Source organism: Microbacterium sp. UFMG61 (assembly GCF_015354505.1).
In the GTDB taxonomy this organism is placed as follows: Bacteria; Actinomycetota; Actinomycetes; order Actinomycetales; family Microbacteriaceae; genus Microbacterium.
Genome location: NZ_JACAFP010000016.1, coordinates 21,692 through 48,233 on the forward strand (window position 1 = coordinate 21,692; position 26,542 = coordinate 48,233).

The following is a 26,542-nucleotide window of genomic DNA, read 5'->3' on the forward strand; positions in this document are numbered from 1 at the left end:
GCTATCGGCCTCACCCCTCGACGAAGCGGATGACGTTGCGGAGCGTGCCGAGGCGCTCGATCTCGGTGGTGACGACGTCGCCGTCGCGCAGCCATCGAGGCTCGGCCATGCCGAGAGCCACGCCACCCGGGGTGCCGGTGAGCACGATGTCACCGGGCCGCAGCACGGTGATCTGCGAGACGTAGGCGATGAGGTCGGCGGCGTCGAAGACGAGCTCCGCGGTGTCGCCGATCTGCATCTCCTCGCCGTTCACCGCGCAGCTGATGCGCAGCCCCTCGCTCGGGTCGATCTCGTCGGCGGTGACGATCCACGGACCGACCGGCGTCGTGGCGTCGAAGGCCTTGCCCTGCAGCCACTGCAGGGTGCGCTGCTGCCAATCGCGCATCGAGATGTCGTTCGCCACCGCGTACCCGAGGATCGCAGCGCGCGCCCGGTCACGATCGGCTCGATACACCTCGGCACCCACGACGACGGCGAGCTCGGCTTCCCAGTCGAGGCGATCCGTGTCGCGCACGACGATCTCGTCGACCGGGCCGGTCAGGGTGTCGGCGAACTTCGCGAACAGGGTGGGGTACTCCGGCACGGGCCGCCCGGTCTCGACGATGTGATCCCGATAGTTGAGGCCGCAGCAGAAGATCTTCGTCGGCCGGGGCACGGGGTTCGCGAACTCGTCGGGCGTGAGGGAGACGCGAGCCGGATGCCGCAGAGCGGCGTCCGCGCGTTCCCGCCATCCCGGGACGGACACGAGTTCCTGCGCATCCGCCTCGTCGAGCAGCACCCAGCCCGACTCGTCTCCGACCGCAGCGCGGCTGCCGTCGGCGCGACGCACCGTGGCGAGGCGCATCAGCCCTCCTGCGGTGCCGCGATGTGGGCCACGCCCTGGATCTCGATCATCGCCTCGCGCTGCCACAGCTGCGTGACGCCGATGCCGGCCATCGCCGGGTACTCGATGCCCGCGAGCTCACGCCACCGACGACCGATCTCGCGGCCGTTGCGCTGATAGTCGTCGACGTCGGTCAGGTAGATCGTGACGTCGACGAGGTCGCTCGGCTGACCGCCCGCCGCGGCGAGGGTCGTGAGCACGTTGGAGAACGCCTGCACGAACTGCTCGACGATTCCTCCGTCCACGATCGCACCTTCGGCGTTCATGGCCGTCTGGCCGCCGAGGTAGACGAACTCTCCGGCGCGGACGCCGTGGGCGAAGCCGATCGGCTTCACGAGAGAGTCGGGGTTGATGATCTGCCGCGTCATGAGCGGTCTCCTTCGTGTGGTGGACGTATCGGGTGATGGTCAGCGCGCGAGCGCATCGGCGGCCGGTTCGGGCCGCCAGCGCCGGTGGCTCACCGAGGCGTCGGCGAGCGCGTCGCGCACGAGGGCGAGGCGCGGACGCACCGCATCCGTGCGCGACGACGGGGGCTTGCGCGACCCGGCGCGCAGCTGAGGCACCCAGTCGGCCCCCGCGCCCCGGTATCCCTGGTCGGCCGCGGCGTGCAGCGTCCACTGCGGATCCCACAGGTGCGTGCGTCCGAGGGCGACGAGATCGGCACGCCCCGCCAGCAGGATCGAGTTGACGTCGTCGTGGCTCGAGATCGCGCCGACCGCGATCACACTGACACCGGCCGGGGCCGCGACGCGGTTGCGGATCGCATCGGCGAAGGGCGTCTGGTAGCTGCGTCCGAACTGCGGACGCTCGTGCGTCGCGATCTGCCCCGACGACACGTCGATGGCATCGGCGCCGTGCACGATGAACGCCCGGGCGATCTCGACGGCGTCGTCGACGGTGTTGCCGCCCTCGATCCAGTCCTCCGCCGAGAGCCGGACCGTGAGGGGGCGCTCCGCAGGCCAGGCCGCGCGCATCGCGTCGAAGACCTCGAGCGGGTACCGCAGCCTGTTCTCGAGCGACCCGCCGTACTCGTCTGTGCGTCGGTTCGAGATCGGCGACAGGAACGACGAGATCAGGTACCCGTGCGCGGCGTGGAGCTCGGCGAGATCGAATCCCGCCGCGGCGGCGCGTTCGGTGGCGGCGACGAACTCCTCGCGCACCCGGGTCATGGTCTCGCGATCGATCTCTCTCGGCGCGCGGTTCTCCGGCCCGTACGGGAGGGCCGACGGCGCCAGGGTGTCCCAGTTGCCGGTGTCGAGGGGCTGGTCGATGCCCTCCCACATCCTGCGGGTCGAACCCTTGCGTCCGGAATGGCCGATCTGCACGCCGATACGGGCGGTCGAGTGGCGATGCACGTACGACACGATCCGCCCCCAAGCGTCCCGCTGCTCGTCTGTATAGAGCCCTCCGCACCCAGGGGTGATGCGCCCCTCGTCCGACACGCACACCATCTCGGTCATGACGAGTCCGGCGCCGCCCATGGCCTTGGATCCGAGGTGCACGAGGTGGAAGTCCCCCGGCACGCCGTCATGCGACGAGTACATGTCCATCGGCGACACCACGATGCGGTTCTTGAGCTCGAGCGTGCCGATGCGGTGCGGACGGAACATGGCGGGCTCGTCGGGTTCGCGCGCGATCAGCGGCACACCGTGCAGCAGCTCGGCCGCGAACTCCGGGTCTCGCACCGCGAGGTTGTCGAGCGTGATGCGGCGGCTGCGGGTGAGCAGATTGAACGAGAACTGCAGCGGGTCCTGATCGGCGTACTGGCCGATGCGCTCGAACCACTCCAGCGATGCCTGCGCCGCACGCTGCGTCGACGCGACCACCGGGCGGCGCTCGGTCTCATAGGCGTCGAGCGCGACATCGAGCGACGGATGCTCGTGCAGGCACGCCGCCAGCGCGAGCGCGTCTTCCATCGCGAGCTTGGTGCCGGATCCGATCGAGAAATGCGCGGTGTGCGCCGCATCCCCCAGGATCACGAGGTTCTGGTGGTGCCAGTGCTCGTTCTTCACCGTCGTGAAGTTCAGCCACTTCGAGTTGTTCGTGAGCACGTCGTGACCGTCGAGCACCTCCTCGAAGAAGCCGCGGAGCCGGTCGACCGAGTACTGGTCGCTCACCCCGGGCGGGAAGATCTCGTGCTCGGTGGCGTCGAGACCTGCCGCGCGCCAGACGTCCTCGTGCATCTCGATCAGGAAGGTGCTGCCCTGGTCGGAGTACGGGTACCCGTGCAGCTGCATGATGCCGTGCGGGGTGTGCACGACGGCGAAGGTGAACGCCTCGAACACGCGATCCGTGCCCAGCCACATGTACTTCGACACCCGACGATCGAGGTTCGGCCCGAACCTGTCGGCGAACTGACCGCGCACCTGCGAGTTGACCCCGTCTGCGGCGAGCACGAGGTCGTGGTCCGCCATCAGCGCCTCGGCGTCGGGAGCCGGCGTGCGGAAGAGGATCGTCACGCCGAGCTCCAGACACCGCTGCTGCAGCAGCTGCAGCAGCTCCTTGCGTCCCATCGCGGCGAACCCCTGCCCGCCGACGGTATGGGTCGTGCCCCCGAAGATGATGTCGATGTCGGTCCAGCGCGCGAACTGCTCGCTCATGCGCTCGGCGATCACGGGGTCGGCGTTCTCGATGCCGCCGAGGGTCTCGTCGCTGAACACCACGCCGAATCCGAAGGTGTCGTCGGGCGCGTTGCGCTCCCACACCGTGATCTCGTGTGCGGGGTCGAGCTGCTTCATGAGTGCGGCGAAGTAGAGACCTCCGGGGCCTCCGCCGATGACTGCTACGCGCATGTCAGGCTCCTTGCTTCTGGGGCTGGATCCGGGACTGCGAGACGGCGGCCTGCGCGGCCGCCCGCTCTCGCAGGATGAAGTGCTGCACCTTGCCGCTGGGATTGCGCGGCAGCTCCGTGACGTACTCGACGCGCCGGGGGCATTTGTAGACGGAGAGTCGGGACTTGACGTGATCGAGGATGCTCGAGGTGAGGTCGTCCGACGGGATGAGGCCGTCGCGCACCACCGCGAAGGCGACGACGATCATGCCGCGGTCGTCGTCAGGACACCCGACGACGGCGCACTCGAGGACGTCGGGATGATCGAGGACGGCCTCCTCGACCTCGGGGGCGCCCACGTTGTAGCCGGCCGTCACGATCATCGAGTCGTTGCGCGCCTGGAACGTGAAGTAGCCGTCGTCGTCCTGCACGAAGGTGTCGCCGGTGACGTTCCAGCCGCCCTGCACGTAGACGCGCTGACGGTCGTCGTCGAGGTACCGGCATCCGGTCGGACCGATCACACCGAGGCGCCCCGGCTCACCGGCGGGCAGCTCCGCACCGTCGTCGTCGAGGATGACGGCCCGGTAACCGGGAACCGCGCGCCCCGTCGCGCCGGGGCGGATGTCGTCGCCCGACGCCGACACGAAGACGTGGAGCATCTCGGTCGAGCCGATGCCGTTGATGAGCCGGAGGCCGCTCGCCGCCTCGACCGCCTCGAAGGTCGAGATCGTGAGGTGCTCGCCTGCCGCGATGCCGATCCGCAGCCTCCGGAGTTCGCCGGCGAGCCTTTCTTTGATGATGCTCCGGTATCCCGTCGGCGCGGTGTACAGCACCGAGATGCCGAGCGGCTCGATCAGCTTGGCGAGCTCGACCGGGGTGGCCCGTTCGACCAGTACCATCGCTCCCCCGCTGCGGAGCGGGAACACGACATTGCCGCCGAGCCCGAACGTGAAGGCGAGAGGTGCGGTGCTCGCGCTCACATCGTCGGATGTGAGGTGAAGCACGTGATGCCCGAACGTGTCGGCATTCGCGAGGATGTCGCGATGGAAGTGCATCGTGATCTTCGGCACGCCGGTGGTGCCGCTCGTCGCGCCGAGAAGGGCCACGTCGTCGGCCGCGGTGTCGACCGCGGTGAACGGACCGCTCTTCGTCTCGCACGCCTCGATGAGCAGGTCGTGCTCACCGCCGGCCACGATGACGGCCGGCGGTCGGTCGAGTCGGCCGAAGGCGGCATCCGCGTCGTCGAGTCCGCGATGATCGACAACCGCCAGAGCCGGTCGCACGCGTGCCGCGATCGGGTGCAGCTCCTGCGTGCGCCAGGCGACCATCGTCGTGACGACGACCATGCCGGCCTTGAGCGCCCCGAGCCAGCAGGCCACCGTCCACGGCCCGTTGAGCATGCGCAGCAGCACGCGGTTGCCGGGCACCAGTCCGTGGTCCTCGGTGAGCACCTTCGCGAACTGATCGGCCCGACGCTGCAGATCGTCGTACGACCACGAGGATCCGTCGGCCAGCAGGATCGCGGGCCGGTCGGCGCCGTATCGGTCGATCGTGCGGTCGAGGAGTTCTGCGGCGGCGTTCAGTCGCTCGGGGTACTGCACCTCGGGGATCGTGAACTCGAGCGTCGGCCACAGATCGGCCGGCGGTAGTGATTCGCGCGTGTACGTGTCGACGTGCGCGGAGGGGGAAAGCGTCATTGCGGTCCCTTCGGAAGCGGATGAGAGGTGGAGTCAGAGCGGACGACCCGGGCGGATCATCCCCTCCTGGGCGACGGTGGCGACGAGGCGACCGTCCTGCGTGTAGAACCGACCGAGACCGAGGCCTCGGCCGTCGGCGATGCCGGCGCTCTCCTGCGCGTAGAGCAGCCACTCATCGGCTCGCGCCGCCGAATGGAACCACATGGCGTGGTCGAGGCTCGCGGTCACGAGCCCCTCCGCCCGCCAGGGCAGGCCGAGCACGCGCAGGACCGGCTCGAGGATCGTGTAATCGCACACGTAGGCGATCGCCACCTGATGCGTGCGCGGGTCGTCGTCGAGCCTGTCGAACGAGCGCACCCAGACGGCCTGATGCGCCGCCCTTCCGCCCTCGACCTCGAGGTAGACGGGGCCGGGCACGTGACGCATGTCGAAGCTGCGGCCGTACGACCAGTATTCGATGTCAGGCCCGACGTGACCGGCGAGCGCGTCGGCCGACGACGGCAGCGTGTCGGGCGACGGCACCGGGGGCATCGCCGGACCGTGCTCGGAGAACGGCTCGGGCACGTGGAACGACGCCGTCGCCATGAATGCGAGCTTGCCGTGCTGGTGGCCGCGCACGTGCCGCGTCGAGAAACCTCGCCCGTCGCGGATGATCTCGACGTCGTAGTGCACCGGCTCGGCGACGTCGACACCGCGCAGGAACGTGCTGTGCACCGAGTGCAGTGCGCGGTCGTCACCGACCGTGCGCAGCGCCGCCGCCACACTCTGCGCGACCGTGTCGCCGCCGTAGGCCTTGGGCCACGGCACCGGTTGCGGCTGCGCCTCGAACGCCCTCCCTCCGAAAGCGGTGCGCACCTCGGTGAGGGCTGTCGCGCGGCGGAAGGCGTCGGAGGTGCTCATGCGCGACGGAAGCCGTCGAGCGTCGCGTCGTCGACGTCGTCGAGGTTGACGACGATGTTGTCCGGCGTGCGCGTGGTGAGCCAGATCAGCTCGTCGGTGACCGACATGTTCGCCTCGACGTGCGGCATGAACGGCGGCACGAAGACCCAGTCGCCCGCGGTCATGTCGAGGTACTCGCGGAAGCCCTCGCCGAAGTAGATGCGGGCGGAGCCGCGGAGGACGTAGCCGCCGGTCTCGGCCTCGCCGTGATGGTGCGGCAGCGATCGATAGCCGGGGTCGTTCGAGACCTGACCGAACCAGATCTTCGTCGCTTCGGTGTGCTGCGGGCCGACACCGGAGACGCGGATGCATCCGCCCGACGACATCGTCTGAGTGTCTTCCTCGCCGGCGCGGGTCACCTGCGGCGACCGGTCCCAGCGCAGTTCGTGCTCGGTCATGAAAGCTCCTTCGCTTGCGTGTCGAAGAAGTGTCACATACGTGACGACCGTCACGCAAGTGCGATAGCGATATGAAGCGTCAGCTCATGACCGAGGTCACGAAACGCTCGGCGTGCGGTTCGAGCCGCGCATGCAGCCGGGCGAACAGCTGCCCCGCCTCGACGCCCACCCACCCCTGCGGAAGGATGCCGAGAGGGAGTCCCGGATCCAGGTACACGAGTCGTCGCCACTGGGTGATCGCTCGCACGTGCGCTGCGAAGGCTGCGCTCTCATCGCTCTCGTCGATCTCTTCCCGGAAGGCATCGACGAACCCGCGATACAGGGGCTCCATCGCCGACAGATCCCACCACTCACGCACCGCGTCCTCCAGCGGCTCGGATGACACCCGCGAGCCGAGGAACAGCTCGACGTACCCGTCGAGTCCCGCACTGCGCAGAGCGGACGCCGTCTCGTCGACGAGCTGTCCTGGCGCGACCCACAGACCACCGCTCACCTGACCGAATCCGAGGCGCTGCAGGAGTCTGCGCAGCCGGTGCCGCACGGGCCGCTCACTCTCGGGCACGCTGAACGAGGCGAGCAGCCACGGCTCGTCGAGCTGCGCACGGCGCGGCTCGAAGATGCGCCGGTCACCCGCGGCGAACACCTCGTCGAGCGATGGCGCGAGCCGATAGGCGCCGCCGCCCTCGGCGACCAGGATGCCGCGCTGCTTGAGGCGCGAGACGGATGACCGCACGACGCCGGGGTCCACCCCGAGGGCACCCATCATCTCGATGAGATCCGCGATGCGGATCTCCCCGCCGTGCGCTCGCACGTACCGCCCGAAGATCGTCACGATGAGATGCTGCGGACGCACCGCGGCCTCGGGCGTCAACTCGTCGGCATCCACGACTTCCCCGTCCGTCATCACGTCTCCTCAGCGTAGTGGCGCGTCGACGAACGCCTCATGCGGGCGCCTCTCCGACCGCGTGCTCGAAGATCAGCTGCGTCTGGGACTGACCGAGATCCGGGTGCGAACCGATGTGCACGCGGATCAGCTCGCGCAGCGACGCGACGTCGGCCGTCGAGGCGTGCAGGACGATGTCGCGGTCGCCGCCGAGCAGGAACACCTGCTGCACCCCCGGGATCGCGCGGAGCATCGGAACGAGCTCGGTGACCTGGCTGCGGGCGTGATCGAGCACGGCCACCGAGATCAGCGCGCTGATGGCCGCCCCCGCCGCCACCGGATCGACCACGGCTCGATATCCGCGGATGACCCCGGCTTCCTCGAGCGCACGCACGCGCCCGTGGCAGGTCGACGGCGCGAGACCGACGCGGTCGGCGAGCTCCTTGTTCGACAGCCGGCCGTCTGCGGCGAGCGCGCGGAGGATCCCGCGGTCGCTCTCGGTCAACACGATCCCCACGGCTTCTCCTCACTCCCGGATCGAATCCTGTACAGAAAAACGCTCGATCTCTGAATCCTGTTCGAAACAGTGCCATGCGGGTCGAATTCTTGCAAGACTCTGCCTCCGTGCCGGAATCGACTTCCGGGCAGGACCGTCCGCGCCGCAGTGCTGCGTCGCTCGGACATCCCCGGCGACGACGCGTGGAAGGACGATGATGGCCGAATTCTCCGACATCCAGACCCGAGAGATCGGGTTGCAGAAGGCACTCACGGCACGGCAGCTGAGCATGATCGCCCTCGGCGGCGCGATCGGCACCGGCCTGTTCCTCGGGAGCAGGTTCGCGATCGGCTTCGCGGGCCCCAGCGTCGTGCTGAGCTATCTGATCGGCGGCATGATCGCACTGCTGCTCATGGCGGGGCTCGCCGAGATGACGGTGCAGCACCCGACCTCCGGGTCGTTCGGCGCCTATGCCGAGCACTACGTCGGCCCGCTCGCCGGGTTCCTCGTGCGCTACATGTACTGGGGATGCATCGTCCTCGCGGTCGGCACCGAGGTGACCGCCGTCGGCGAGTACATGCAGCTGTGGTTCCCCGGCACCCCGCCCTGGATCTGGGTGGTGCTCTTCGGCGGTGCGCTGATCCTCGTGAACGCGATGAACGTCAAGAGCTTCGGCACCCTCGAGTACTGGTTCTCGACGATCAAGGTCTTCGCCATCCTCGCGTTCATCGTCGTCGCCGGATGGCTGGTGTTCTTCTCGGGCGACCAGGAGCGCGGCCTGCACAACTGGGGTGCCGAGGGCGGCTTCATGCCGAACGGCCTGAGCGGCATGTGGTTCGCGGTGATCGTCTCGATCTTCAGCTACCTCAGCATCGAGATGATCGCGGTGGCCGCGGGCGAGGCGGCAGAGCCCGAGAAAGCCGTGAAGAAGGCGTTCAAGGTCAGCGCCTTCCGTCTGCTGATCTTCTACATCCTGACGCTGTCGCTCATCGTCTCGATCGCCCCGGTCTCCGAGATCCTGTCGGGGTCCAGCCCCTTCGTGACGGTCATGCAGGTCATCGGCATCCCGTTCGCCGATTCGGTGCTGAACTTCGTCGTCATCATCGCCGCCCTGTCGGCGATGAACAGCCAGCTCTACATCTCGACCCGCATGATGTTCTCGCTCTCGCGCGCCGGCGAGGCACCCGCCGTGTTCGGCAAGGTCGGGCGCAACGGCGCCCCGCTGAACGCCCTCCTGCTCTCGACAGGCGGCATCGTCGTGGCCACCGTGATCTACGTGCTGAATCCCGACCAGGCCTTCACGATGATGTTCGCGATCTCGATGTTCGGGGCGCTCTTCACCTGGTTCATGATCTTCGTCACGCACGTCGCCTTCCGCCGCACGCTGGCCGCGCGGGGCGAGAAGCCGGCCTACACGGTGTGGGGCGCGCGGGTCGGAGCCGTCGTCGGAGCACTGCTGATGATCGCGATCGCCGTCTCGACGGCCCTGACCGAGGAGTTCCGGGCGACGCTGCCGTTCGGCATCCCGTGTCTGGTGATCGCGATCGTCGCGTTCTTCTTCGTGCAGAGGCGCCGTCGCGCGCAGGCGTCCGTCGCGATGGATGCGGCGAGCGTCGAGTCGACCGGAAAGAATGCCCGTTCTTGATGACGGTCGCCCCCTCACGACGCGCGCTCGGCCGAGTACGCTCGTAGTCGTGACCGAACGCGCTCCTCTCTCTCGCAAGCTGTCCGCCATCGCCGAGTCGGCGACCCTCAAGGTCGATGCCAAGGCCAAGGCTCTCAAGGCCGAAGGCAAGCCCGTCATCTCGTATGCCGCGGGCGAGCCCGACTTCGCGACACCGCAGTTCATCGTCGACGCCGCGGCCGAGGCTCTGGCCGATCCGGCGAGCTACCGCTACACGCCGGCACCCGGACTCCCCGCGCTGCGCGAGGCGATCGCGGCGAAGACGCTCCGCGACTCGGGCCTCGAGGTCTCGCCGAGCCAGGTCATCGTGACCAACGGCGGCAAGCAGTCTGTCTACCAGGCCTTCCAGGCCGTGGTGAACCCGGGCGACGAGGTGCTGCTCCCCGCGCCGTACTGGACCACATACCCCGAGGCGATCCGTCTCGCCGACGGCACCCCGGTCGAGGTCTTCGCGGGAGCCGACCAGGACTACAAGGTCACGGTCGAGCAGCTCGAGGCCGCACGCACCGAGCGCACCACCGTGCTCGTGTTCGTCTCGCCGTCGAACCCGACCGGATCCGTGTACACCGCCGAGGAGACCGCGGCCATCGGCGAGTGGGCGCTCGAGCACGGCATCTGGGTGATCTCCGACGAGATCTATCAGAACCTCACCTACGAGGGCGTCACAGCGACCTCCATCGTCGAGGCCGTACCGGCCCTCGCCGGTCAGACGATCCTCGTCAACGGCGTGGCCAAGACGTACGCGATGACCGGATGGCGCGTGGGCTGGATGGTCGGACCGGCGGATGCCATCAAGATCGCCGGCAACCTGCAGTCGCACCTCTCGAGCAACGTGAACAATGTCGCGCAGAAGGCCGCGATCGCCGCGCTCACCGGCCCGCAGACCGAGGCCGAGCAGTTCCGCGAGGCGTTCGACCGCCGCCGCCGCCTGATCGTCTCGGAGCTGTCGAAGATCGACGGCCTCGTGGTGCCGAACCCGCTCGGCGCGTTCTACGTCTACCCCGACGTGCAGGGCCTGCTCGGCCGCACCTGGGGCGGCGTGACGCCGACCACCTCGCTCGAGCTCGCCGACCTGATCCTCGAGCAGGCCGAGGTCGCGGTCGTCCCCGGCGAGGCGTTCGGTCCCTCGGGCTACATCCGCATGTCGTACGCCCTCGGCGACGATCAGCTGCTCGAAGGAGTGCAGCGGCTGCAGCGCCTGTTCAGCTGATCATCACTCCTCGTCGTGGAAGCCGATGAGCCAGCGGATGCCGTAGCGATCGACGAGAGTGCCGTCGTAGTCGCCCCAGGGCCTCTTCTGCAGGGCGTCGATCACGCGGCCCCCTGACGACAGTCGGTCGAACCAGCTCGTCAGGGTGGTCGCGTCGGCGGTGCCGAGCAGCGACAGGAACATGCCGCTCATCTGCACCGCGTCGTCGTCGGCGCCGGCATCCGCTCCGGCCAGCTCGACCGGACCGGACAGCTGACCGTGCGCGATCGAGTCGGCAGGGCCGTCGTGCCGCCCCGCGGTGGCGTAGTCGACGGTCTGCAGCTCACCGCCGAAGATCGACCGATAGTGGTCGAGCGCTTCCTCGGCATTGCCGGGGAACAGGAGGTAGGGGATCAGTCCGCTCATCCCGCGAGTGTACGACGGTCGGGCGACACTGTCAGGGCCATCGCACCCGATCGGTCAGCTCGTCAGTCTGGCACGGCGCTCCGGTAGCGTCGCGGCTTGCCCTCGCCGAGATCGATCACCCGGGCGACTCGGCGCAGCTCGACCGGTTCGCCGAGCAGCGCGGTGAGCGCATGCCGCGCGCCGACCTCATCGCCTCCGGCGATCACTGCACTCACGCGTCCGTCCGCGCCCTGTTCGACCGACCAGCCCTCCGCGCCGTGGGCCTGCAGGTGCTGCGTGAGCTCGACGCACGGCACCAGCGCACCGCTCGCGGCACGGAAGCGCGTGTTCTCCCGCCCCTCCAGATCGGCGATTCCGAGCGCGCCGTCGTCGAGCGCCACGAGCCGCCCGTGATCGCCGGTGCGATAGCGCACGAGCGGCAGCAGCGGGTTCTCGCCCGCGGTCACGACGATCTCCCCCATCGCGCCGTCAGCGACCGCGACATCGCGGAGCGGATCGAGCACCTCGACATGCACCCGGCGATCGAGCACCCGGAAGGGCCCGTCGTCGGCTCGCACCGCGATCGGCCGGGTCTCGTGCAGGCCGTACACGTCGAACACCGGGCATCCGAAGGCCGTCTCAAGACGCGCCCGCAGCGGACCGGACAACGCCATGGCTCCCGAGAAGACGGCCCGCGGATGCAGCACGGCGTCGAGGCCCCCGTCGAGGAGCTCGGCGAGGCTGGTGGGGTGACCGCTCAGGATCTGCGGATCGGCCTCGGCGAGGAAGCGCTCGCGGGCATCGGGTCCGGGCCACGCCGACGGATGCAGGTTGAGCCGGGCCATCGCCCGCTGCTCGAAGCTCGAGATGACCGAGACGTAGGTGAAGGCCTGTCGCTGGAACACGAGGTTGGCCACGGCCATGCGCTCACCCTCGGCTGTGATCGAGACCCCGGCGGATGCGGCGAGCGCGACGAGCAGATGGAAACCGCGCGCCACCTCTTCGACGTCGTCGGGGATCAGCAGCGCAGCCCCGGTCGAGCCTGAGCTGGTGCCGTGCAGCATGCGCGAGAGATCCGCGTCGAGCGGCACGAACGCGGCGAGATCGTCGACGAGGTCTCGCCGCGAGATCGTCGGGAAGTCGTCGAGCACGGCGTACTCGGGCATACCGCGATAGCGCAGCGTGCGCCGTGCGAGGTCCAGGTGCTCGGTCATCCAGCCGTCGAGCGGCAGCGGATGCCGGACCCGCTCCGCCTGCGGGGCCGTGAGCCGGTCGCCGGTCGCATGCGTCCACTGCGGAGCATCGGGGTGGGTGCGCCATCGCGACAGCCTGGCCGCACCCGCGGAGTCGAGCGTCGGCCAGCGCTCGGTGTCGCTCAGCACGGCCGCCTCGCCGGGCGCGTACTCGGCGAGCGCGAGTCCGCCGAGAAGGTCGGGGTCGGCCGGCGACGTCGCTTCACTCACTGGAGTACCGCGCCGCCGCCTCTCGGCGGCGCGCCTCGTCGAGCTTGCGGGCGATCTCGGCGCGGTGCCGGTGGCCCTCGTAGGCATCCGCGAGCGCCCGGTCCCGCGCGAGCGAGTCGCAGGCGGCGAGCAGCGAGGCGGCCGTGGGTGCGTCCTCCCCCGCCGGCAGATATCCGCACCACAGCAGGAAGGTGCGGGCGGCCTCGATGCGGCGCTCATCGTCGGACGTCCAGGAAGCGGGGTCCGCGACCGGTGCGACCCGCAGCGCGAGCGCGTCGACCGCGAGTGCCGTGCGTCCGTGCGCCAGCGCGGGTTCGAGTGGCCCGATGACGCCTTCGCTGGCGACGAGCCAGAGCGCGATGCCTGCGCCGAGGCGCACCCGCGGGTCGTCATCGATGCCCTGCGCGGCGATCGGCCCGCCGAGGATGTCGCCGGCGAGCGCCCGGAGCGACACCCGCTCGTCGAGGAACTCCTGCGGGACCCGGGAGATCCGAGCGGCGACCGAGTCGAGCGAGGGTCCCGGTGTCGCGCGCGCCCAGGCCTCGGCCTCTCCCCCCGACCTCTCGCTCCACGCCGCGAGCAGCGCCTCGGTGTCAGCCATGCAGGGTCGCCGCCAGGGCCGCGCATGCCGCGGGGGCATCGGCCATCGTCTGCAGGTAGACCACGTCGTAGCCGTCGCGTTCGGCGAGCTGAGCGACCTGACGACGGGGATCCATGAGCACGAGCGTACCCGTCGTGAGCACCTCGCGAACGGCGCGGGCGACGCCCGCGTAGGGCTCGTTGCCGACCCCGAACATCGAGACGAGACCGTCGTCGGAGAGCACGACCACGTGACGCTGGGCGTCGTCGCCCGCCGGCGGGAGGTTCGCATATCGGGCGGAGTACAGGTCGAGAGGGAACGACGTCGACCGGCCGAAGAAGAGGGAGATCGCTGCGATGATCTCGTCCGGATCGCGGCCGAAACGCGGCATCCCCGCGACCTCGCCGGTGCCCGAGAAGCTCGTGACCCGCACGCGTCCGCCGCCGCGCAGGATCGACAGGGCGAGGATCGTGCCGGCCAGCACGGCGGGTGAGCCGCGATGCGGATGCGTCATCGACCCCGAGGAGTCGATGTAGAGGTCGAGTTCGAGGCTCGTCTCGCGCACGATCGGCTCGTCGTCGAGCTCGGAGCGGCGCCGCGTGGTCACGCCGGGGATCACCGCTCCCGACCGCATCGTGACGGGCCAGTCGATGTCGCCGAGGGCGTCGCCGACCTCCCACAGCTCGAGCGGCCCGGGGATGCCTCCGGTCGGGATCGACGGTGCGGGCCGTGTGTACGGCCGCACCCACGCCGAGGCCTCGTTGCGGTACCACGCGGCGACGACGGCGTCCTTGCCGCTGTCGCGGTAGAGCTGCAGCGTACGCGCGAGAGTGAGACGCTGCCCGGCGCTCTGCTTCTTCTCGTCGATCGCATCGTCGGGGTCGGTCTCGTCGGCGCCGTCGCGCACGGTGCCCGGATGCCGCGGCAGATCGCCGCGCAGACGCTGATCGGCGAGGAGACGACCGAGCTCCGCGCCGGTCGGCGGGCGATCGTCGACACCGCACCCGACGGGAGGTTCGAGGGGCCACCCGCCGGCGGCATCCTGCTCGGCGAGGTACGGCGCCGCGATGACTCCGAACAGTGCCGCCCCCGACACCGGGTCGGTGCCGAAGGTGCGCACGGCGTCGGCCACCAGTGTCGCGTCGACCGGAGGGTTCGTGGCCGTCGCATCCGCGAGCTCTGCGGCGACGCGCGCGCGCTCCGCGCTCGCCTCACGCAGAAGTCGCTCCTTCTCGCGATGCTTCTCGGGGATCTCACTCAGCGGCGTCAACCGCTGAGTGAGCGGCCTCGCGATCGGACGGGCGGGCGGATCGGCCGGACACAGCGTGCCCTGCGGAAGCTGCCACAGCAGCTCGTAGGCGCGGCAGTAGACCCACCAGAGACGATCGGCGCTGCCGGCGGGCGCGGGGTAGAGCGCACGCCCGAGCCGGACGATGCCCAGATCGCGGGTCGCGGTGGAGGATGCGCCTACCTCGAGGCGCTGCAGCTGCGCGAGACGGGTGTTGACGAGCAGATCGCTCCACATGTTGCCGAGCCGCCGGGCGCCCTCGCCGGCATCGCGGCTCGGCGACACCGTCGTGATCGCCCTCGCCATCTGGTGATCGATCTTGAGCGCGTCGATGCGGGTGCTGGGGGCGAGCACGTGGTGACCGATCTCGTGCGCGAACATGCTCCACAGCTCGTCGCCGAGTCCGCGCTCGGCGAGATACTGCGGGTCCACGGTGACCGAGGGCGGAAAGCTGAACCACGCCGGAGCTCCGTGACGAGCGGCGGCACCGGGATGCATCCGTGGGTCATCGAGCCGCACCCGCCACAGGGTGAGCGCTCGCTCCCAGGCCTGCCGAGCCTCGTCGCCCAGCGGCGCCGGGGTCGACTCCGGCGCCGCTGACGCTGCGGCTCCGCGTTCGGACTCGGACTCGGCGCTCACGCGCCCTCCCGCACGTGCACCCACGCGAGATGCGTGTCGGGGCCGATCACCACCGTCACGCCGTCATGCACCGCGGGTGCCGTCTCGGGCTCCTCTGCGAGCACCGCGAGTCGTGAGCCCCAGGCGTCGGCGTCGAGGCGCCACCAGGTGCCCGCGACGAGAAACGCGAAGGCTCCGGGGTCGGTGAGGTGCTCGATGCGCTCGGGGGGACGGATCCAGGCGCCGCCGAGGCCGCGGAACCCGCCGACGGCCAGCACGTATCCCCGCTGGTCGGCGCGGCCCGGCCACCAGAACCGGTCGCTCTGCTGGCGACGGAGAAAGTGATCGAGCTGGTCGACGCCGATCCCGAGTGCCGCGGCGGCCGCCACGCGCGCGTCGGCGGTCGGCAGCGCGCCGAGTCTGGCCAGCGCATCGCCGCGGAGGCCGAGCGCACCGGCACGCCAGGCCGCGATGGCGACGAGGTCGAGCGCACGGTCCCTGTCGTCGAGTGCTGACGGGTCTGCGGCGACGCCCGCCCCGAGCGCTCGTGTGAACAGCTCGGAATCGCCGTGCGCCTGCGAGACCGACATCGCGGCGAGCGCGGCGTCGAGTCCGACGGAGGAGAGGTCAGGCAGTGCCGCCGGGGCGAAGGGAGCCGGCGCATTCGCCAGCTGCACGGGGAGGCCCCTCACCCGCGCATCTCCTGCCAGCGCACGTAGGCGGTGTAGCGCTGGTGCAGGTACTTCAGCGCGATGACGTCGTCGAAGTCGCGACCGTAGAGCTTGCCGACCGTGGCGATGCGGCGCAGCTGCGCTTCGACGGCCGTGACCCGCCGCGAGGCCTCGAGGGCGGAGACGCCGTCGAGTCCCCGATCGAACTCGGCGAGCAGCGCGGCGACCTCGTCATCGGCATCGCGTCCGAGCGAGTCGTACTGTCGGCACGACTGCGCGAACAGATCGGCCAGCCAGCTCACCGTGTCCGTGCTGAGTTCGCGCTCCGCGCCCACGTCGAAGCGCGGGTGGGTGGCGTTCGGCAGCAGCTTGCCGCGCAGCACGAAGGGCAGCACCGCGGCCACGTCGTCGAGCTCGACGGCATCCACGCCGCGGAACCACGCCATCGCCTTGGAGTAGAGGATCAGGGTCTGCAGCGCCCGCACCGACAGCCCGTTGCGGGTCTGGGCACCGAGGTCGACGTCGAGGTCGGCGCCGCTGTTGGCCTCGATGACCTCGCCGACGCGGCCGCCCGCCGTCGTCACCACGTCCTTCGTGCGGTACTCGAACCGGCGTCCGCCGTGCTGCACGAACTCGAAGTGGCTGAGGAAGAACCGCAGGCGGTCGCGCACCGCATCCGGAATCGGCACCGTGCGGATGGCCGCTCGCATCTCCGACTGCTGCGCCGCGTCGAAGGCGAGCTCAGCGGGCAGATGCTCCTCGGGCTTCTCCCCCGCCTCGACCCGGGTGATCAGCTCGTCGAAGAAGCGACTGTTGAATCCGGCCGCCTGCACCGTGACGTCCATGCGATCGCGCAGGGCCTGGATCACCGGGAACGTGCCGCCGCCGGCATCGTCGTTCGCGGTGAAGAACCAGCTCTCCACTCCCCCGTCCGGCGCGGTGCGGCGCATCTGATCATGGCTCTCGACGTACCCCTCGGCCACCATCGTCAGCAGCGCGGACTGCGTCTTGGTGGGGATGCGGTTGTACTCGTCGATGATCTTGACGGGCAGGCCGAGCCACTCGCGCCAGGCGATGCGGATGTCGGACAGCCGCTCCGCGCCGACCAGATCGCGCGGAAGCGGGATGCCGACGAGATCGCTGACGGTCAGCTGCGGCTGCCCCTGCTGCACGGCGCGCCGCACGTCGTCGGATGCGGTGCCCGCGAGCACGCCCATGAGCACCGCCACCGTGGTCTTGCCGCGCCCCGGACCGCCGATCAGCAGGCACTTGCCGCCCACCGCGAACGTCAGCAGCGGCACGAGCACGTTCGACGAGAACGACGCCTGCGTCGGCAGCGACACCGTCGCTCCGGCATCGCCCAGCTCGATCGAGAGCGGCTCGCCGTGCGAGAACTCCATGTCGTAGTAGGGCGAGATCACCGCACGGTTCACGATCCAGTAGTAGACCTGGCGGAGTCTCTCGTCGAGAGGGACGGTGCTGGCCTCGGCGGGCCGGAAGAGGTCTTCCGCGGTCAGCTCGCGGACGCCGAGCCCGGTGCCGGGGTTCGTGGGCGACGAAGAGACTCTGCTCCACCGATCCGGCCTGTTCCCGCGCTCTGGCATGCGTCTCATCCTAACGACGAGGCCTCGGCGTCCCGCTGCAGTGCGCGCTGCTCGTCGACGGGTCGCGCCTCGAGCGGCACGGCGAACCGCAGGTGTGCGGCCAGGAGCGGTTCGAGAGCGGATGCCGCGGCGTCCACCCGTTCGGAGACACCGCCACGCACCTCGATCCATGGCACCGGCTGCGCCGCGAGCACGTCGCGGAAGCGCTGCTGCATGTCGTGCCGGATGTGCTCGCCGTCGCGCATGCCGTCCTGCACGAACGGGATCTCGTCACCCGTGAGCACGTAGAGCAGCGGCCGGTGCGCGTCGGCGGCGTCGAAGAGACGCCGTGCGCTCGCGCCGACGTAGCGCTCGTGCCACAACGCGGTCGCGAGGACATCGGTGTCGCACACGAGCACCGGAACCGGCACCTCGCGCCGTGCCTGCCGCTCGAGCGCGATCTGCCGGTCGACGATCAGGTCGAACTCGGGGCTCTGCCACGGCGCGTCGAGCCCGCCCTCGCGCGTGACCGAGTGCTCGCGACCGTACTCCGGCACCCACAACGTGCCGAGCCTGTCGGCGAGAGCCTCGGCGAGCGTGGTCGAGCCCGTCGACTCGGCGCCCAGCACCACGACACGCGCCGTGAGCCAGGCGCGCACCGCGGGCGCGAGTTCGTGCCAGTTCCCGGCGACATCCGCGCGGATGGCCGTGCCGGAGATCGGGTTGATCCGTCGCCCCTCATCGACCTGCACCCAGCGCGCGTCGAGCCGTCGGGCGAGCTCGCCGCCGTATGCGTCGCACGAGAAGACGGTGTCGACGGGTCCGTCGAGCAGCGCCTCGATCACCGCCATGTGCTCATCCCACGCCGACTCCGAGTCGAAGTCGACCGGGGCGTCGTCCATCGCGGCGGCGACGCGCACTCCGGGGTGCGACTCGCGGATCCAGTCGGCTCGCACGTCGAGAGGGATGGACTCGACCGACGCGCCCAGCACCTGCACCGTGACGCGATCGCTCAGCCGCTGCGCCTGGCGGATCAGATGCGAATGCCCGCTATGGAAGGGATAGAACTTCCCGAGGACGAGTCCGTGACCGCTCATGCGGGGGCGGTCGCCGCATCCGGCGCTCCGGCGAGCTCATCGCTCGCGGCCCGCCGCCAGGATCGGTAGCCGATCACGCACAGTCCGATGAAGAGCAGATAGAGCGCCGCGATGACCCACAGGCCTGCGGCGATCGAAAGACCGACGAACGCGATGTCGACGCAGATCCAGACGAACCAGTTCTCGATCCACTTGCGGTTCAGCATGTACTGCGCCACGAGGCTCGCGGCGGTCGTCGCGGCATCCGCGATCGCGACCTGCGAGTCGGTGAACGTCGTGAGCACCCAGACCAGCACGACGGTGCCCACGACCGCGGCGAGCGCGAGCCACGGCCATGCCCGACTCGGAGTGCGCGCGACGTACGTGCGGCTCTGCTCGGCGCCGCGGGTCCAGCGCCACCAGCCGTGCACACCCATGAGCAGGTACACCACCTGCAGCGCCGATGAGGCGTAGAGCCCCGCGCCGATGAACACGATGAACAGCACGACGTTGTTCGCGATGCCGATCGGATAGTTCCACACGTTGCGGCGGCCCGCCAGCCAGACGCACACGGCGCCTGTCACGAAGCCGAGCACCTGGGGCCACTCGGTCTGGAGCCACTCGAGCACTAGCGGGCCCTACAGTTCGACGCCGAGCAGCACCGGTTCGGGCTGCAGCACCAGACCGAACTCGGAGTGGACGCGGCTCTGGATGAAGCGTGCGAGCTCCGAGACCTCCGCGGCCGTGGCCCCGCCCCGGTTGGTCAGAGCGAGCGCGTGCTTGGTCGACACCGAGGCGCGCGAACGCGGCAGCGTGAAGCCCTTGCGGATGCCGGCGTGCTCGATCAGCCAGGCGGCGCTCACCTTGACATCGGGCGCCTCCGTCTTCGAGGTCGGAACGAGTCCGTCGTATGACGCGAGCGGGATCACCGTGACGGCGTCGAGGTCGGGAGCCACGGGCCAGCGCGGGCACTCGGGCGGCAGCGCACGAGCGACGACCTCGGGCACGATCGCGTTCTGGAAGAACGAGCCGACGCTGTGCGTGTCGGGATCGTCGTCATCGAGCAGCATCCCCTTGGACGCGCGGGTGGCGAGGATGCGCTCGCGTACCCAGGTCAGCGGCACGGGGGCGTCGGAGTCGAGTCCCAGGGCGCGTCGCAGCTGCTCACCGCGCACGACGCGCTCACCGGCGACGAGCAGATCGACCGTGACCGAGAGGATCACCGCGCGGCGCTCGGGCACGCTGCCGTAGTGGTGCTTCAGCACCGAGGTGCGGAAGCCGAGTCCCAGATCGGATGCCGGAACCACCGAGACCTCGCCCGTGTTCTCGTCGATGAGCTCGACCTCGACCAGGGTCTCCTGGATCTCCTGCCCGTACGCACCGATGTTCTGCACGGGCGATGCGCCGACCGTGCCGGGGATGCCGCTCATGGCCTCGAGCCCCGCGTAGCCGTGCTCGACCGCGTAGGCGACCAGGTCGTCCCAGCCGTGCCCGGCCTGCACGCGCAGGCGGATGCGGCCGTCATGGGGCGAGGGCAGCTCCTCGATCCCCCGGGTGAGCACGCGGATCACGGTGCCGTCGAACGTCTCGTCGCCGACGAACAGGTTCGAGCCGCCGCCGAGGACGAACCACTCGTCACCGCGCGCCCAGACGTCGCGCAGTGCGGCGACGAGCTCGTCGGTCGTCGTGGCATCCAGCATCCGCTCCGGTGCACCGCCGGTGCGCAGGGTCGTCAGCGTCGAGAGCCGCAGCGGCTCGATCTCGTGCAGCAGGGCGTCGCTCATCAGGCGGCGATGCGCAGCTGCGCCTTGACGAGCACGGTGGTCTCGCCGAACGTGACCTTGAGGTCGACGCGCTTGGCCGTCTCGTCGACCGCACCCACGGTCGCGACCACGTGCAGGTCGGCACCGTTCTCGGGGTCGACGACGACCGGCTTCGTGAAGCGGACGCCGTAGTCGAGGATGCGCGTGCCGGGCTCGAGTGCCGCGACGACCACCGACGAGGCGATGCCCATCGTGAGCATGCCGTGCGCGAGCACGCCGGGCAGCCCCACGGCGGCGGCGACGTCGTCACGGTAGTGGATCGGGTTGAAGTCGCCCGAGGCGCCGGCGTAGCGCACCAGGGACTCGCGCGTGAGGTGGACGGTGCGCTCGGCGATCACGTCTCCGACGGCGTACGGCATCACTCGGCTCCCTCTTCTGCGCTGTCGTCCGCACCGACCAGCAGCACGCTGGTGGCGGTCACGACGTGCTCGCCCTCGGCATCCGTGATCTGAGCCTCGCTCGTGATCATGGCGTTATTGCCCATCATGCGGATGCCGGTGACGCGCAGCTGCCCCGTGAGCTCGTCGCCCGCGACGATCGGCCGGGTGTACGAGAACTTCTGCTCGGCGTGGATCGTGCGTGCGAGCACGATGCCCGAGTCGGGCTCGGCGAGCAGCTGCTGCAGGGTGTGGTCCTGGATGACCATCGCGAAGGTCGGGGGCGCCACGACGTCGGCGAAGCCCGCTGCCCGAGCGGCCTCGACATCGGTGTGCTGCGGAGCGTCGGCGAAGACGGCACGCGCGAACTCGCGCACCTTCTCGCGGCCGACGAGGTAGGGGGTCGTCGGCGGGAACTCCCGGCCGACCAGATCTTGGTTCACTGCCACCCCTCGATCCTATCGAGGGATGGCGGTGAACCTGCCCTCAGGCCGCCCGCGCCGACATGGCCGAGCCGAGCAGCACCATGCGCATGCAGCGCTCCGCCGCGTCGCGCAGCAGCGCCTCGCCGTGCACCACCGCCTGCTCCAAGGGCATCGGGACCGTGATGATCGAGGCGATCGCGTCGATCCCGATGTCGTGCACCGTCGGCGCCCCCTGTCCCAGCGACCCTGCGATCCCGAGCACCGGCACTCCGGCGACGCGCGCTCGCATGGCGATCTCCGCGGGCACCTTGCCTCGCGGCGTCTGGAAGTCGATCGCGCCCTCCGCCGTGATGACGAGGTCGGCCACGGCCATCAGCTCGTCGAGCTCATTGGGCAGAAGGCCACTGTCGAGCAGCACCTCGAAGCGGGGGGCCAGTCGGGCGCCGAGCACGGCCGCCAGTCCGGCACCGAGACCGCCGGATGCTCCGGTGCCGCCGCCCGTGCGCACGTCCATGCTCGAGCCGTGCGGGCTCTGCTCCTCGAGCAGCCCCGCCCACGCATCGAAGGCCACGGCCAGGTCCTCCACCTGTTCGGGCGTCGCGCCCTTCTGCGGCCCGAACACACGCGCGACGCCCCGCGGTCCGCACAGCACGTTGTGGATGTTGCAGGCGAGGATGATCTCGACATCCCCGATGCGCGGGTGCAGACCGTCGAGGTCGAGACGCACCGCCTCGGCGAGGTGGCGGCCACCCGCCGCGATCTGCACGCCGTCGGCGTCGAGGATGCGCACGCCGAGAGCCTCGAGGGCTCCCGCTCCCCCGTCGCTCGTGCCGGAGTCTCCGCACCCGACCACGATGCGCTCGGCTCCGTCGTCGAGCGCCGCGGCGATGAGCTCGCCGACACCGCGGGTGGTCGTCTCGCCGGGGTCTCGACGGTCGCGGGGCACGAGCCGCAGACCTGCGGCGGATGCCATCTCGACGACGGCCGTGCCTCGTGCGTGTCCGCCCAGACGCGCCCAGTGAGCAGCGACCGGTGCGCCGACCGGCCCCGTGACGGTGAGCGGCACCAGTTCGCCCCCGGTGGCCGCGGCGAGCGCCGCTGCCGTGCCCTCACCGCCGTCGGGCACCGGGAACTCGTCGACCTGCACGCCCGGGATGACCCGGCGCACACCGGAGGCGATCGCCTGCGCGACGACTTCGGCGCTGAGACTCTCTTTGAAACCGCTCGGTGCGATCAGGATGCGCTGCGGGATGTGGATGGACATGATTTCCTCCTTATGCGCCCCGGAGGGCGGCTTCGCCCTTTCGGGCACGACGATCACCGCTGCACCGGCGGTGCACGCGGAACGGGTGTGACGGGGAGTCCGGAACGGGAGGTCAGCGCAGAAGCGGCAGACCCATCGCGGGCCAGATCCAGAGGGCGAAGACGGCGACGAGCACGAACATCGCCGGGGCGAGCAGCACCGACAGTCGGCGCAGATCCTTCGGGGTGAAGCCGTGCGGCACGACATCGGGGTCGGCGAACATCGCGACCGGCTTGGCCGAGCTGGGGAGCGTGTGGCAGAAACCCGCGGCGGCCGTCGACGCGAAGGCCGCCGCCATCGGATCGACTCCCAGGGCGGGAGCGAGGGAGATCACGACGGGGATGATCGCCGCCGAGCGTGCGGACCGCGACGGGATGAGCAGATGGGCCGCGGTCGACACCGCGATCACCACCAGCACGAACACCACGGCGCTGGCGGTGCCGAGACCGCTGAGCGGAGCGAGCGCCGTCGTGCTCAACCAGGTCGCCGCCCCGGTGCTGGTGAGTGCGGACGCGAGGGCGAGCGTGGCCGACAGGAAGAGGAGGAGCGACCAGGGGACGCGTGTGACGGCGGAGGGGAACGTCGTGCATCCGATGCCCGGCGACACGGCGGCGACGGCTCCCAGCAGGGCGACCAGCGCCGGAGTGAGGTGATGCAGGGGCTCGGTCGCCCAGAGCACGATCACGGCTCCGAGCAGGATCGCCGCCCGACGCTCGACGGCGCTGAGCGGGCCGGTCACATGCGTCGTGGCAGAGCGAGCGATGTCGGCGGGGGTCAGGCGCAGCGGTGTCGCCCGGTCGGCACGACGCGTGAAGCGCCACAGGATGATCTCGCACGCCGCGTGCGACGACACGACCGCGAGCGGAAGCCCGAGCCACAGCCATCCGAGGAAGCTGAATCCCGGCTCTCCTGCCGCACGAAGCAGCTGATCGGTGATGATGTGCGCTCCCGCGCCGAGCAGGGATCCGACGGCCGACAGCAGGACCACCGTCGGCATGAGCAGAGCGAGTGCCCTGACGACGCGCTCGCGACCGGGCAGGAGGTCGGCGACCGCGGTGAACACCGGCACGGCGAGCGCCGCGCGCCCCGACGTGGCGGGCACGGCGAAGGCGGTGATCGTGAGCGCCACGGTGGTCAGGTGGAACAGGCTGCGCGGTCCGCGGGCGAAGCGCAGCAGGTGCGCGGCACCGCGCAGGGCGAGCCCGGATGACGAGACTCCCGCTGCGATGACGAACGCTCCGATGAGAAGCCAGATCGTCTCGTCTCCGAGCGACGCGAAGAACGTGGTCGCCGGAAGAATGCCGGTGACGATCAGCGCGACAGCGGCGAGGAATGCGACGAGCGTGTCGTCGAGCGCCGTGGCGGCCCACGCCCACACTGCGAGGAGGAACACCGTGATCGTCACGGCGATCGGCAGGGTCATGCCGCCGCTGCCGGTCGGGGCGGAGCCGACGGTCGCCATCGCGACGCCGGCCAGCAGGATCGCCGCAGCGATCACGAGCCGGATCACGGTGCTGCGTCGGAGGGGTGTCCGCCGGCGACGGGGCCGGGGCGGGCGTTCCGCCGGGGTGCGGAGCGAAAGGGTCTGCGGATCGGTCCACCGCGCGCCGGAGCGCTGCGGCGGGACCGTGGCGAAACGCGCGCGCTCGGCGACCGGTGTGGTGCTGTCGACGGAGGTGTTCATCGGAATCGGTATCCTGCCCCGCGCACGGTCTCGATGCGATCGGCGCCGATCTTGCCGCGCAGCGCACGGACGTACACATCGACGACGTTCGAGGCGGGATCGAAGTCCATGCCCCACACGTGTCCGATCAGCTGATCGCGGGACAGCACCTGCCCGGCGTTCTCGAGGAACACCTCGAGCAGCGAGAACTCGCGCGAGGTGAGCTCGCGCATCGCGCCGGCGACGGTGACACTGCGGGCCCGCACATCGACCCTCACGTCGCCGTGCGACAGGACCGGTCCCGTGGAACGCCCCTCGCCGTCTCCGATGCGCAGGCGCACCCGGGCGACGAGCTCGGCGAACTGGAACGGCTTGGTGACGTAGTCGTTGGCGCCGCTCTCGAGTCCGCGCACCGTGTCGATGACCGAATCGCGTGCGGTGAGGATGATCACGGGGGTCGTGACGCCCTCGCCGCGGAGGTTCGCGAGCACGTCGAACCCGTCGATGCCGCCGAGACCGATGTCGAGAAGCACGAGATCGAAGGCTCCGCTGCGGGCCATCAGCAGCGCGGTGTGGCCGTCGGCCGCCTCGGCGGTGTCGTATCCGGCGGACCGCAGGCCGCGTCGCACGAACGACGTGATGTGCGGGTCGTCCTCGGCTATCAGGATGCTGCGCATGTCAGGCCTTCCTCTCCGCGGTGTCTGCGACCGCGTCTGACGGAGCGGGGATGTCGATGCCGAAGGTGGCGCCCTCGCCGAGCACGCTGTCGACCCAGGCGGATCCGCCGTGTCCGTCGGCGATGGCGCGGACGATCGCGAGGCCGAGCCCTGACCCCCGGCGCACACCGGCGCTGTCACCCCGGGCGAAACGCTCGAAGATGCGCTCGGCATCCGCGGCCGCCACTCCGGGGCCGCTGTCTCGCACCCAGACGCGGAGGCGACGGTCTGCTCCGCTGCCGTCGAACCGCGAACCGAGCTCGATCCGGTCACCGGCTTCGGTCACCTGCATGGCGTTCGCGGCGAGCTGCAGTACTGCCTGGGTCACGCGCTGAGGGTCGAGGGCGGTGGGTCCCTCGGCGATCTCCACGAGCTGCCAGCGCCGATCGCCCAGTGCCTGTGCCTTCGCCTCGATGTCGAGGGTCAGGGTCGAGACCTCGCAGTTGGCGACGCGCACGAAGTCGGGCTGCTCGGCCCGCGCGAGCACCAGCAGGTCGGTGACGATGCGGCTCATGCGATCGAGCTCCCCGCTCACCAGACGCAGGGTCGCGGCGCGCTCCTCGGGGTCTTCGCTGAGCAGCTCGAGCTGCCCGCGGACGATCGTGATGGGTGTGCGCAGCTCGTGGCCGGCATCGTCGACGAACCGCTGCTGGGTCGCATGCACGGTCTCGAGCCTGTCGAGCATCCCGTTGAAGGTCGCGGCGACGGCGGCGATGTCGTCGGTGCCCTCGACGGGCACCCGAGCGGTGAGATCGTGCTCGCTGATGTCACGGGCGACCCGGTAGACCTCACGGACCGGAGCGAGGATCTGACCTGCGACCAGCCACGCGACGCCCGAGCTGAGAAGCAGACCGATCAGTGCGACCCAGGCGATCGTGGCGAAGGTGCCGTCGACCTGGTCGCGGGCATCCTGCGTGTACTGCACGATCAGGACCGCCCCCTGCTGCTCTCCGGCGGTGAAGTCGAGTCGTCCCCAGCGCAACGGCCCCGAGTCGGAGGACTCCGTCGCCCCCGAGCGCGCATCGTCCGCGAGCAGCGCCGTGACGAGGGCTTCGCCCCCGGGGACCCCGGAGAAGTCGACGTCGCTGTCGCCCGTTGCACGACCGCCGGCGCCCGACGCTGCGGCGTGCGGCGTGCCGGTGCGGCCGCTCGCGATCGCGATGGGCGCTCCGTCGACGGCGGCGACCACCACCTCGTCCTCGTGGACCGACTGACGAGCCAGGTACTCACTGAGCAGCGCCGTGGCCGACGAGTACCCGCCGGCCGCCGCATCCTCGGCGAACCGCGTGAACTCCGCCGCCTCCTGCTCGATCTCGGTGTTGGCCGTCTGCTCGACGCTCGCGAGGAAGATGCTCCGCCCCATCAATCCGACGGCGACCAGCGTGATGAGGGTGCTGAGGATGATCCACAGTGTGATGCGCCAGCGTGCGGGCAGGGTGCGCGGTCGCAGGGTGCGCAGCGGCTCGCCTCCGCGGTGCGGTGCCGGACGATCGGTCTGGCGAGGGGTAGGCGTCTCGATCACGTCGATCGGCAGCGTCGGAGCGTCAGTCATCATCGCCGCCGTCGTCTCCGTCATCGTCTCCGTCGTCGTCCTGGGGTTGCGGTGCGGGAG

General features: G+C 70.2%; 25 protein-coding genes. 2 read left to right on the forward strand and 23 right to left on the reverse strand.

Annotated elements, in window-relative coordinates:
* Nucleotides 1-10 precede the first annotated feature (10 nt).
* The 8 genes from IXW21_RS16495 to IXW21_RS16530 all read right to left on the reverse strand — a co-directional run bounded on the left by IXW21_RS16495 (nucleotide 11) and on the right by IXW21_RS16530 (nucleotide 8,087).
* On the reverse strand, nucleotides 11-844 hold the full coding sequence (locus IXW21_RS16495; protein WP_194765331.1) for a fumarylacetoacetate hydrolase family protein: 834 nt from the start codon (nucleotides 842-844) through the stop codon (nucleotides 11-13).
* Nucleotides 844-1,251, reverse strand: a complete 408-nt coding sequence (locus tag IXW21_RS16500; RefSeq protein ID WP_194765332.1) for a RidA family protein — start codon at nucleotides 1,249-1,251, stop codon at nucleotides 844-846. The genes IXW21_RS16495 and IXW21_RS16500 overlap by 1 nt, the downstream gene beginning before the upstream one ends.
* Nucleotides 1,252-1,290: 39 nt before the next feature.
* Nucleotides 1,291-3,675, reverse strand: coding sequence for a bifunctional salicylyl-CoA 5-hydroxylase/oxidoreductase (locus tag IXW21_RS16505; protein WP_194765333.1), 2,385 nt, complete (start codon nucleotides 3,673-3,675; stop codon nucleotides 1,291-1,293).
* A 1-nt stretch (nucleotide 3,676) separates the two neighbouring features.
* Nucleotides 3,677-5,350, reverse strand: coding sequence for an AMP-binding protein (locus tag IXW21_RS16510; RefSeq protein ID WP_194765334.1), 1,674 nt, complete (start codon nucleotides 5,348-5,350; stop codon nucleotides 3,677-3,679).
* 33 nt (nucleotides 5,351-5,383) lie between these two features.
* Nucleotides 5,384-6,250 carry an acyl-CoA thioesterase gene (locus tag IXW21_RS16515; protein ID WP_194765335.1) on the reverse strand — a complete coding sequence of 289 codons (867 nt, stop codon included), beginning with the start codon at nucleotides 6,248-6,250 and terminating at the stop codon, nucleotides 5,384-5,386.
* Nucleotides 6,247-6,687 (reverse strand): cupin domain-containing protein, encoded by a 441-nt coding sequence (locus IXW21_RS16520; protein ID WP_194765336.1) that lies wholly within the window; start codon nucleotides 6,685-6,687, stop codon nucleotides 6,247-6,249. The genes IXW21_RS16515 and IXW21_RS16520 overlap by 4 nt, the downstream gene beginning before the upstream one ends.
* Nucleotides 6,688-6,766: 79 nt before the next feature.
* On the reverse strand, nucleotides 6,767-7,591 hold the full coding sequence (locus tag IXW21_RS16525; RefSeq protein ID WP_194765337.1) for a PaaX family transcriptional regulator C-terminal domain-containing protein: 825 nt from the start codon (nucleotides 7,589-7,591) through the stop codon (nucleotides 6,767-6,769).
* A gap of 37 nt (nucleotides 7,592-7,628) precedes the next feature.
* Entirely contained in the window at nucleotides 7,629-8,087 is a 459-nt protein-coding gene (locus tag IXW21_RS16530) for an Lrp/AsnC family transcriptional regulator (RefSeq protein WP_194765338.1), read from the reverse strand.
* 196 nt (nucleotides 8,088-8,283) lie between these two features.
* Between IXW21_RS16530 and IXW21_RS16535 the strand changes: the two genes are divergently transcribed.
* Nucleotides 8,284-9,711, forward strand: coding sequence for an amino acid permease (locus IXW21_RS16535; RefSeq protein WP_194765339.1), 1,428 nt, complete (start codon nucleotides 8,284-8,286; stop codon nucleotides 9,709-9,711).
* A gap of 49 nt (nucleotides 9,712-9,760) precedes the next feature.
* Complete coding sequence (locus IXW21_RS16540; protein ID WP_194765340.1) at nucleotides 9,761-10,960, forward strand: pyridoxal phosphate-dependent aminotransferase; 1,200 nt, start codon at nucleotides 9,761-9,763, stop codon at nucleotides 10,958-10,960.
* Nucleotides 10,961-10,963: 3 nt separating this feature from the next.
* On the opposite strand, the gene IXW21_RS16545 is transcribed toward IXW21_RS16540, so the two are convergent.
* The 15 genes from IXW21_RS16545 to IXW21_RS16615 form a co-directional block, all read right to left on the reverse strand.
* Nucleotides 10,964-11,365, reverse strand: coding sequence for a VOC family protein (locus IXW21_RS16545; RefSeq protein ID WP_194765341.1), 402 nt, complete (start codon nucleotides 11,363-11,365; stop codon nucleotides 10,964-10,966).
* Nucleotides 11,366-11,427: 62 nt separating this feature from the next.
* Nucleotides 11,428-12,807 carry an AMP-binding protein gene (locus tag IXW21_RS16550; protein ID WP_194765342.1) on the reverse strand — a complete coding sequence of 460 codons (1,380 nt, stop codon included), beginning with the start codon at nucleotides 12,805-12,807 and terminating at the stop codon, nucleotides 11,428-11,430.
* Nucleotides 12,800-13,408, reverse strand: coding sequence for a phosphohydrolase (locus IXW21_RS16555; RefSeq protein ID WP_194765343.1), 609 nt, complete (start codon nucleotides 13,406-13,408; stop codon nucleotides 12,800-12,802). The genes IXW21_RS16550 and IXW21_RS16555 overlap by 8 nt, the downstream gene beginning before the upstream one ends.
* On the reverse strand, nucleotides 13,401-15,314 hold the full coding sequence (locus tag IXW21_RS16560) for a VWA domain-containing protein (RefSeq protein ID WP_323742287.1): 1,914 nt from the start codon (nucleotides 15,312-15,314) through the stop codon (nucleotides 13,401-13,403). Before IXW21_RS16560 ends, IXW21_RS16555 begins: the two co-directional genes overlap by 8 nt.
* Complete coding sequence (locus tag IXW21_RS16565) at nucleotides 15,311-15,970, reverse strand: potassium transporter Kef (RefSeq protein ID WP_323742288.1); 660 nt, start codon at nucleotides 15,968-15,970, stop codon at nucleotides 15,311-15,313. Before IXW21_RS16565 ends, IXW21_RS16560 begins: the two co-directional genes overlap by 4 nt.
* Before the next feature lie 11 nt (nucleotides 15,971-15,981).
* Nucleotides 15,982-17,568: an AAA family ATPase gene (locus IXW21_RS16570; protein ID WP_194765345.1), complete on the reverse strand. Its 1,587-nt coding sequence runs from the start codon at nucleotides 17,566-17,568 to the stop codon at nucleotides 15,982-15,984.
* Between the two features lie 5 nt (nucleotides 17,569-17,573).
* A complete protein-coding gene (locus tag IXW21_RS16575) occupies nucleotides 17,574-18,644 on the reverse strand; it encodes an AAA family ATPase (RefSeq protein ID WP_194765346.1) in 1,071 nt (356 codons plus the stop codon).
* Nucleotides 18,641-19,252 (reverse strand): nicotinamide riboside transporter PnuC, encoded by a 612-nt coding sequence (gene pnuC, locus IXW21_RS16580; RefSeq protein WP_194765347.1) that lies wholly within the window; start codon nucleotides 19,250-19,252, stop codon nucleotides 18,641-18,643. Before pnuC ends, IXW21_RS16575 begins: the two co-directional genes overlap by 4 nt.
* A 9-nt stretch (nucleotides 19,253-19,261) precedes the next feature.
* Nucleotides 19,262-20,392 carry a UDP-N-acetylmuramate dehydrogenase gene (locus IXW21_RS16585; protein ID WP_194765357.1) on the reverse strand — a complete coding sequence of 377 codons (1,131 nt, stop codon included), beginning with the start codon at nucleotides 20,390-20,392 and terminating at the stop codon, nucleotides 19,262-19,264.
* A 14-nt stretch (nucleotides 20,393-20,406) separates the two neighbouring features.
* Nucleotides 20,407-20,805: a MaoC/PaaZ C-terminal domain-containing protein gene (locus tag IXW21_RS16590; RefSeq protein WP_194765348.1), complete on the reverse strand. Its 399-nt coding sequence runs from the start codon at nucleotides 20,803-20,805 to the stop codon at nucleotides 20,407-20,409.
* Entirely contained in the window at nucleotides 20,805-21,272 is a 468-nt protein-coding gene (locus tag IXW21_RS16595; protein WP_194765349.1) for an FAS1-like dehydratase domain-containing protein, read from the reverse strand. The genes IXW21_RS16590 and IXW21_RS16595 overlap by 1 nt, the downstream gene beginning before the upstream one ends.
* A gap of 37 nt (nucleotides 21,273-21,309) precedes the next feature.
* Complete coding sequence (locus tag IXW21_RS16600; protein WP_194765350.1) at nucleotides 21,310-22,512, reverse strand: glycerate kinase; 1,203 nt, start codon at nucleotides 22,510-22,512, stop codon at nucleotides 21,310-21,312.
* Nucleotides 22,513-22,624: 112 nt separating this feature from the next.
* The gene (locus IXW21_RS16605; protein ID WP_194765351.1) at nucleotides 22,625-24,235 is read right to left on the reverse strand and encodes an SLC13 family permease; all 1,611 of its coding nucleotides are present in this window, start codon (nucleotides 24,233-24,235) and stop codon (nucleotides 22,625-22,627) included.
* Nucleotides 24,232-24,891, reverse strand: a complete 660-nt coding sequence (locus tag IXW21_RS16610) for a response regulator transcription factor (protein WP_194765352.1) — start codon at nucleotides 24,889-24,891, stop codon at nucleotides 24,232-24,234. The genes IXW21_RS16605 and IXW21_RS16610 overlap by 4 nt, the downstream gene beginning before the upstream one ends.
* 1 nt (nucleotide 24,892) lies before the next feature.
* On the reverse strand, nucleotides 24,893-26,542 hold a 1,650-nt coding region (locus tag IXW21_RS16615), incomplete at its 5' end, for a sensor histidine kinase (RefSeq protein ID WP_228528682.1).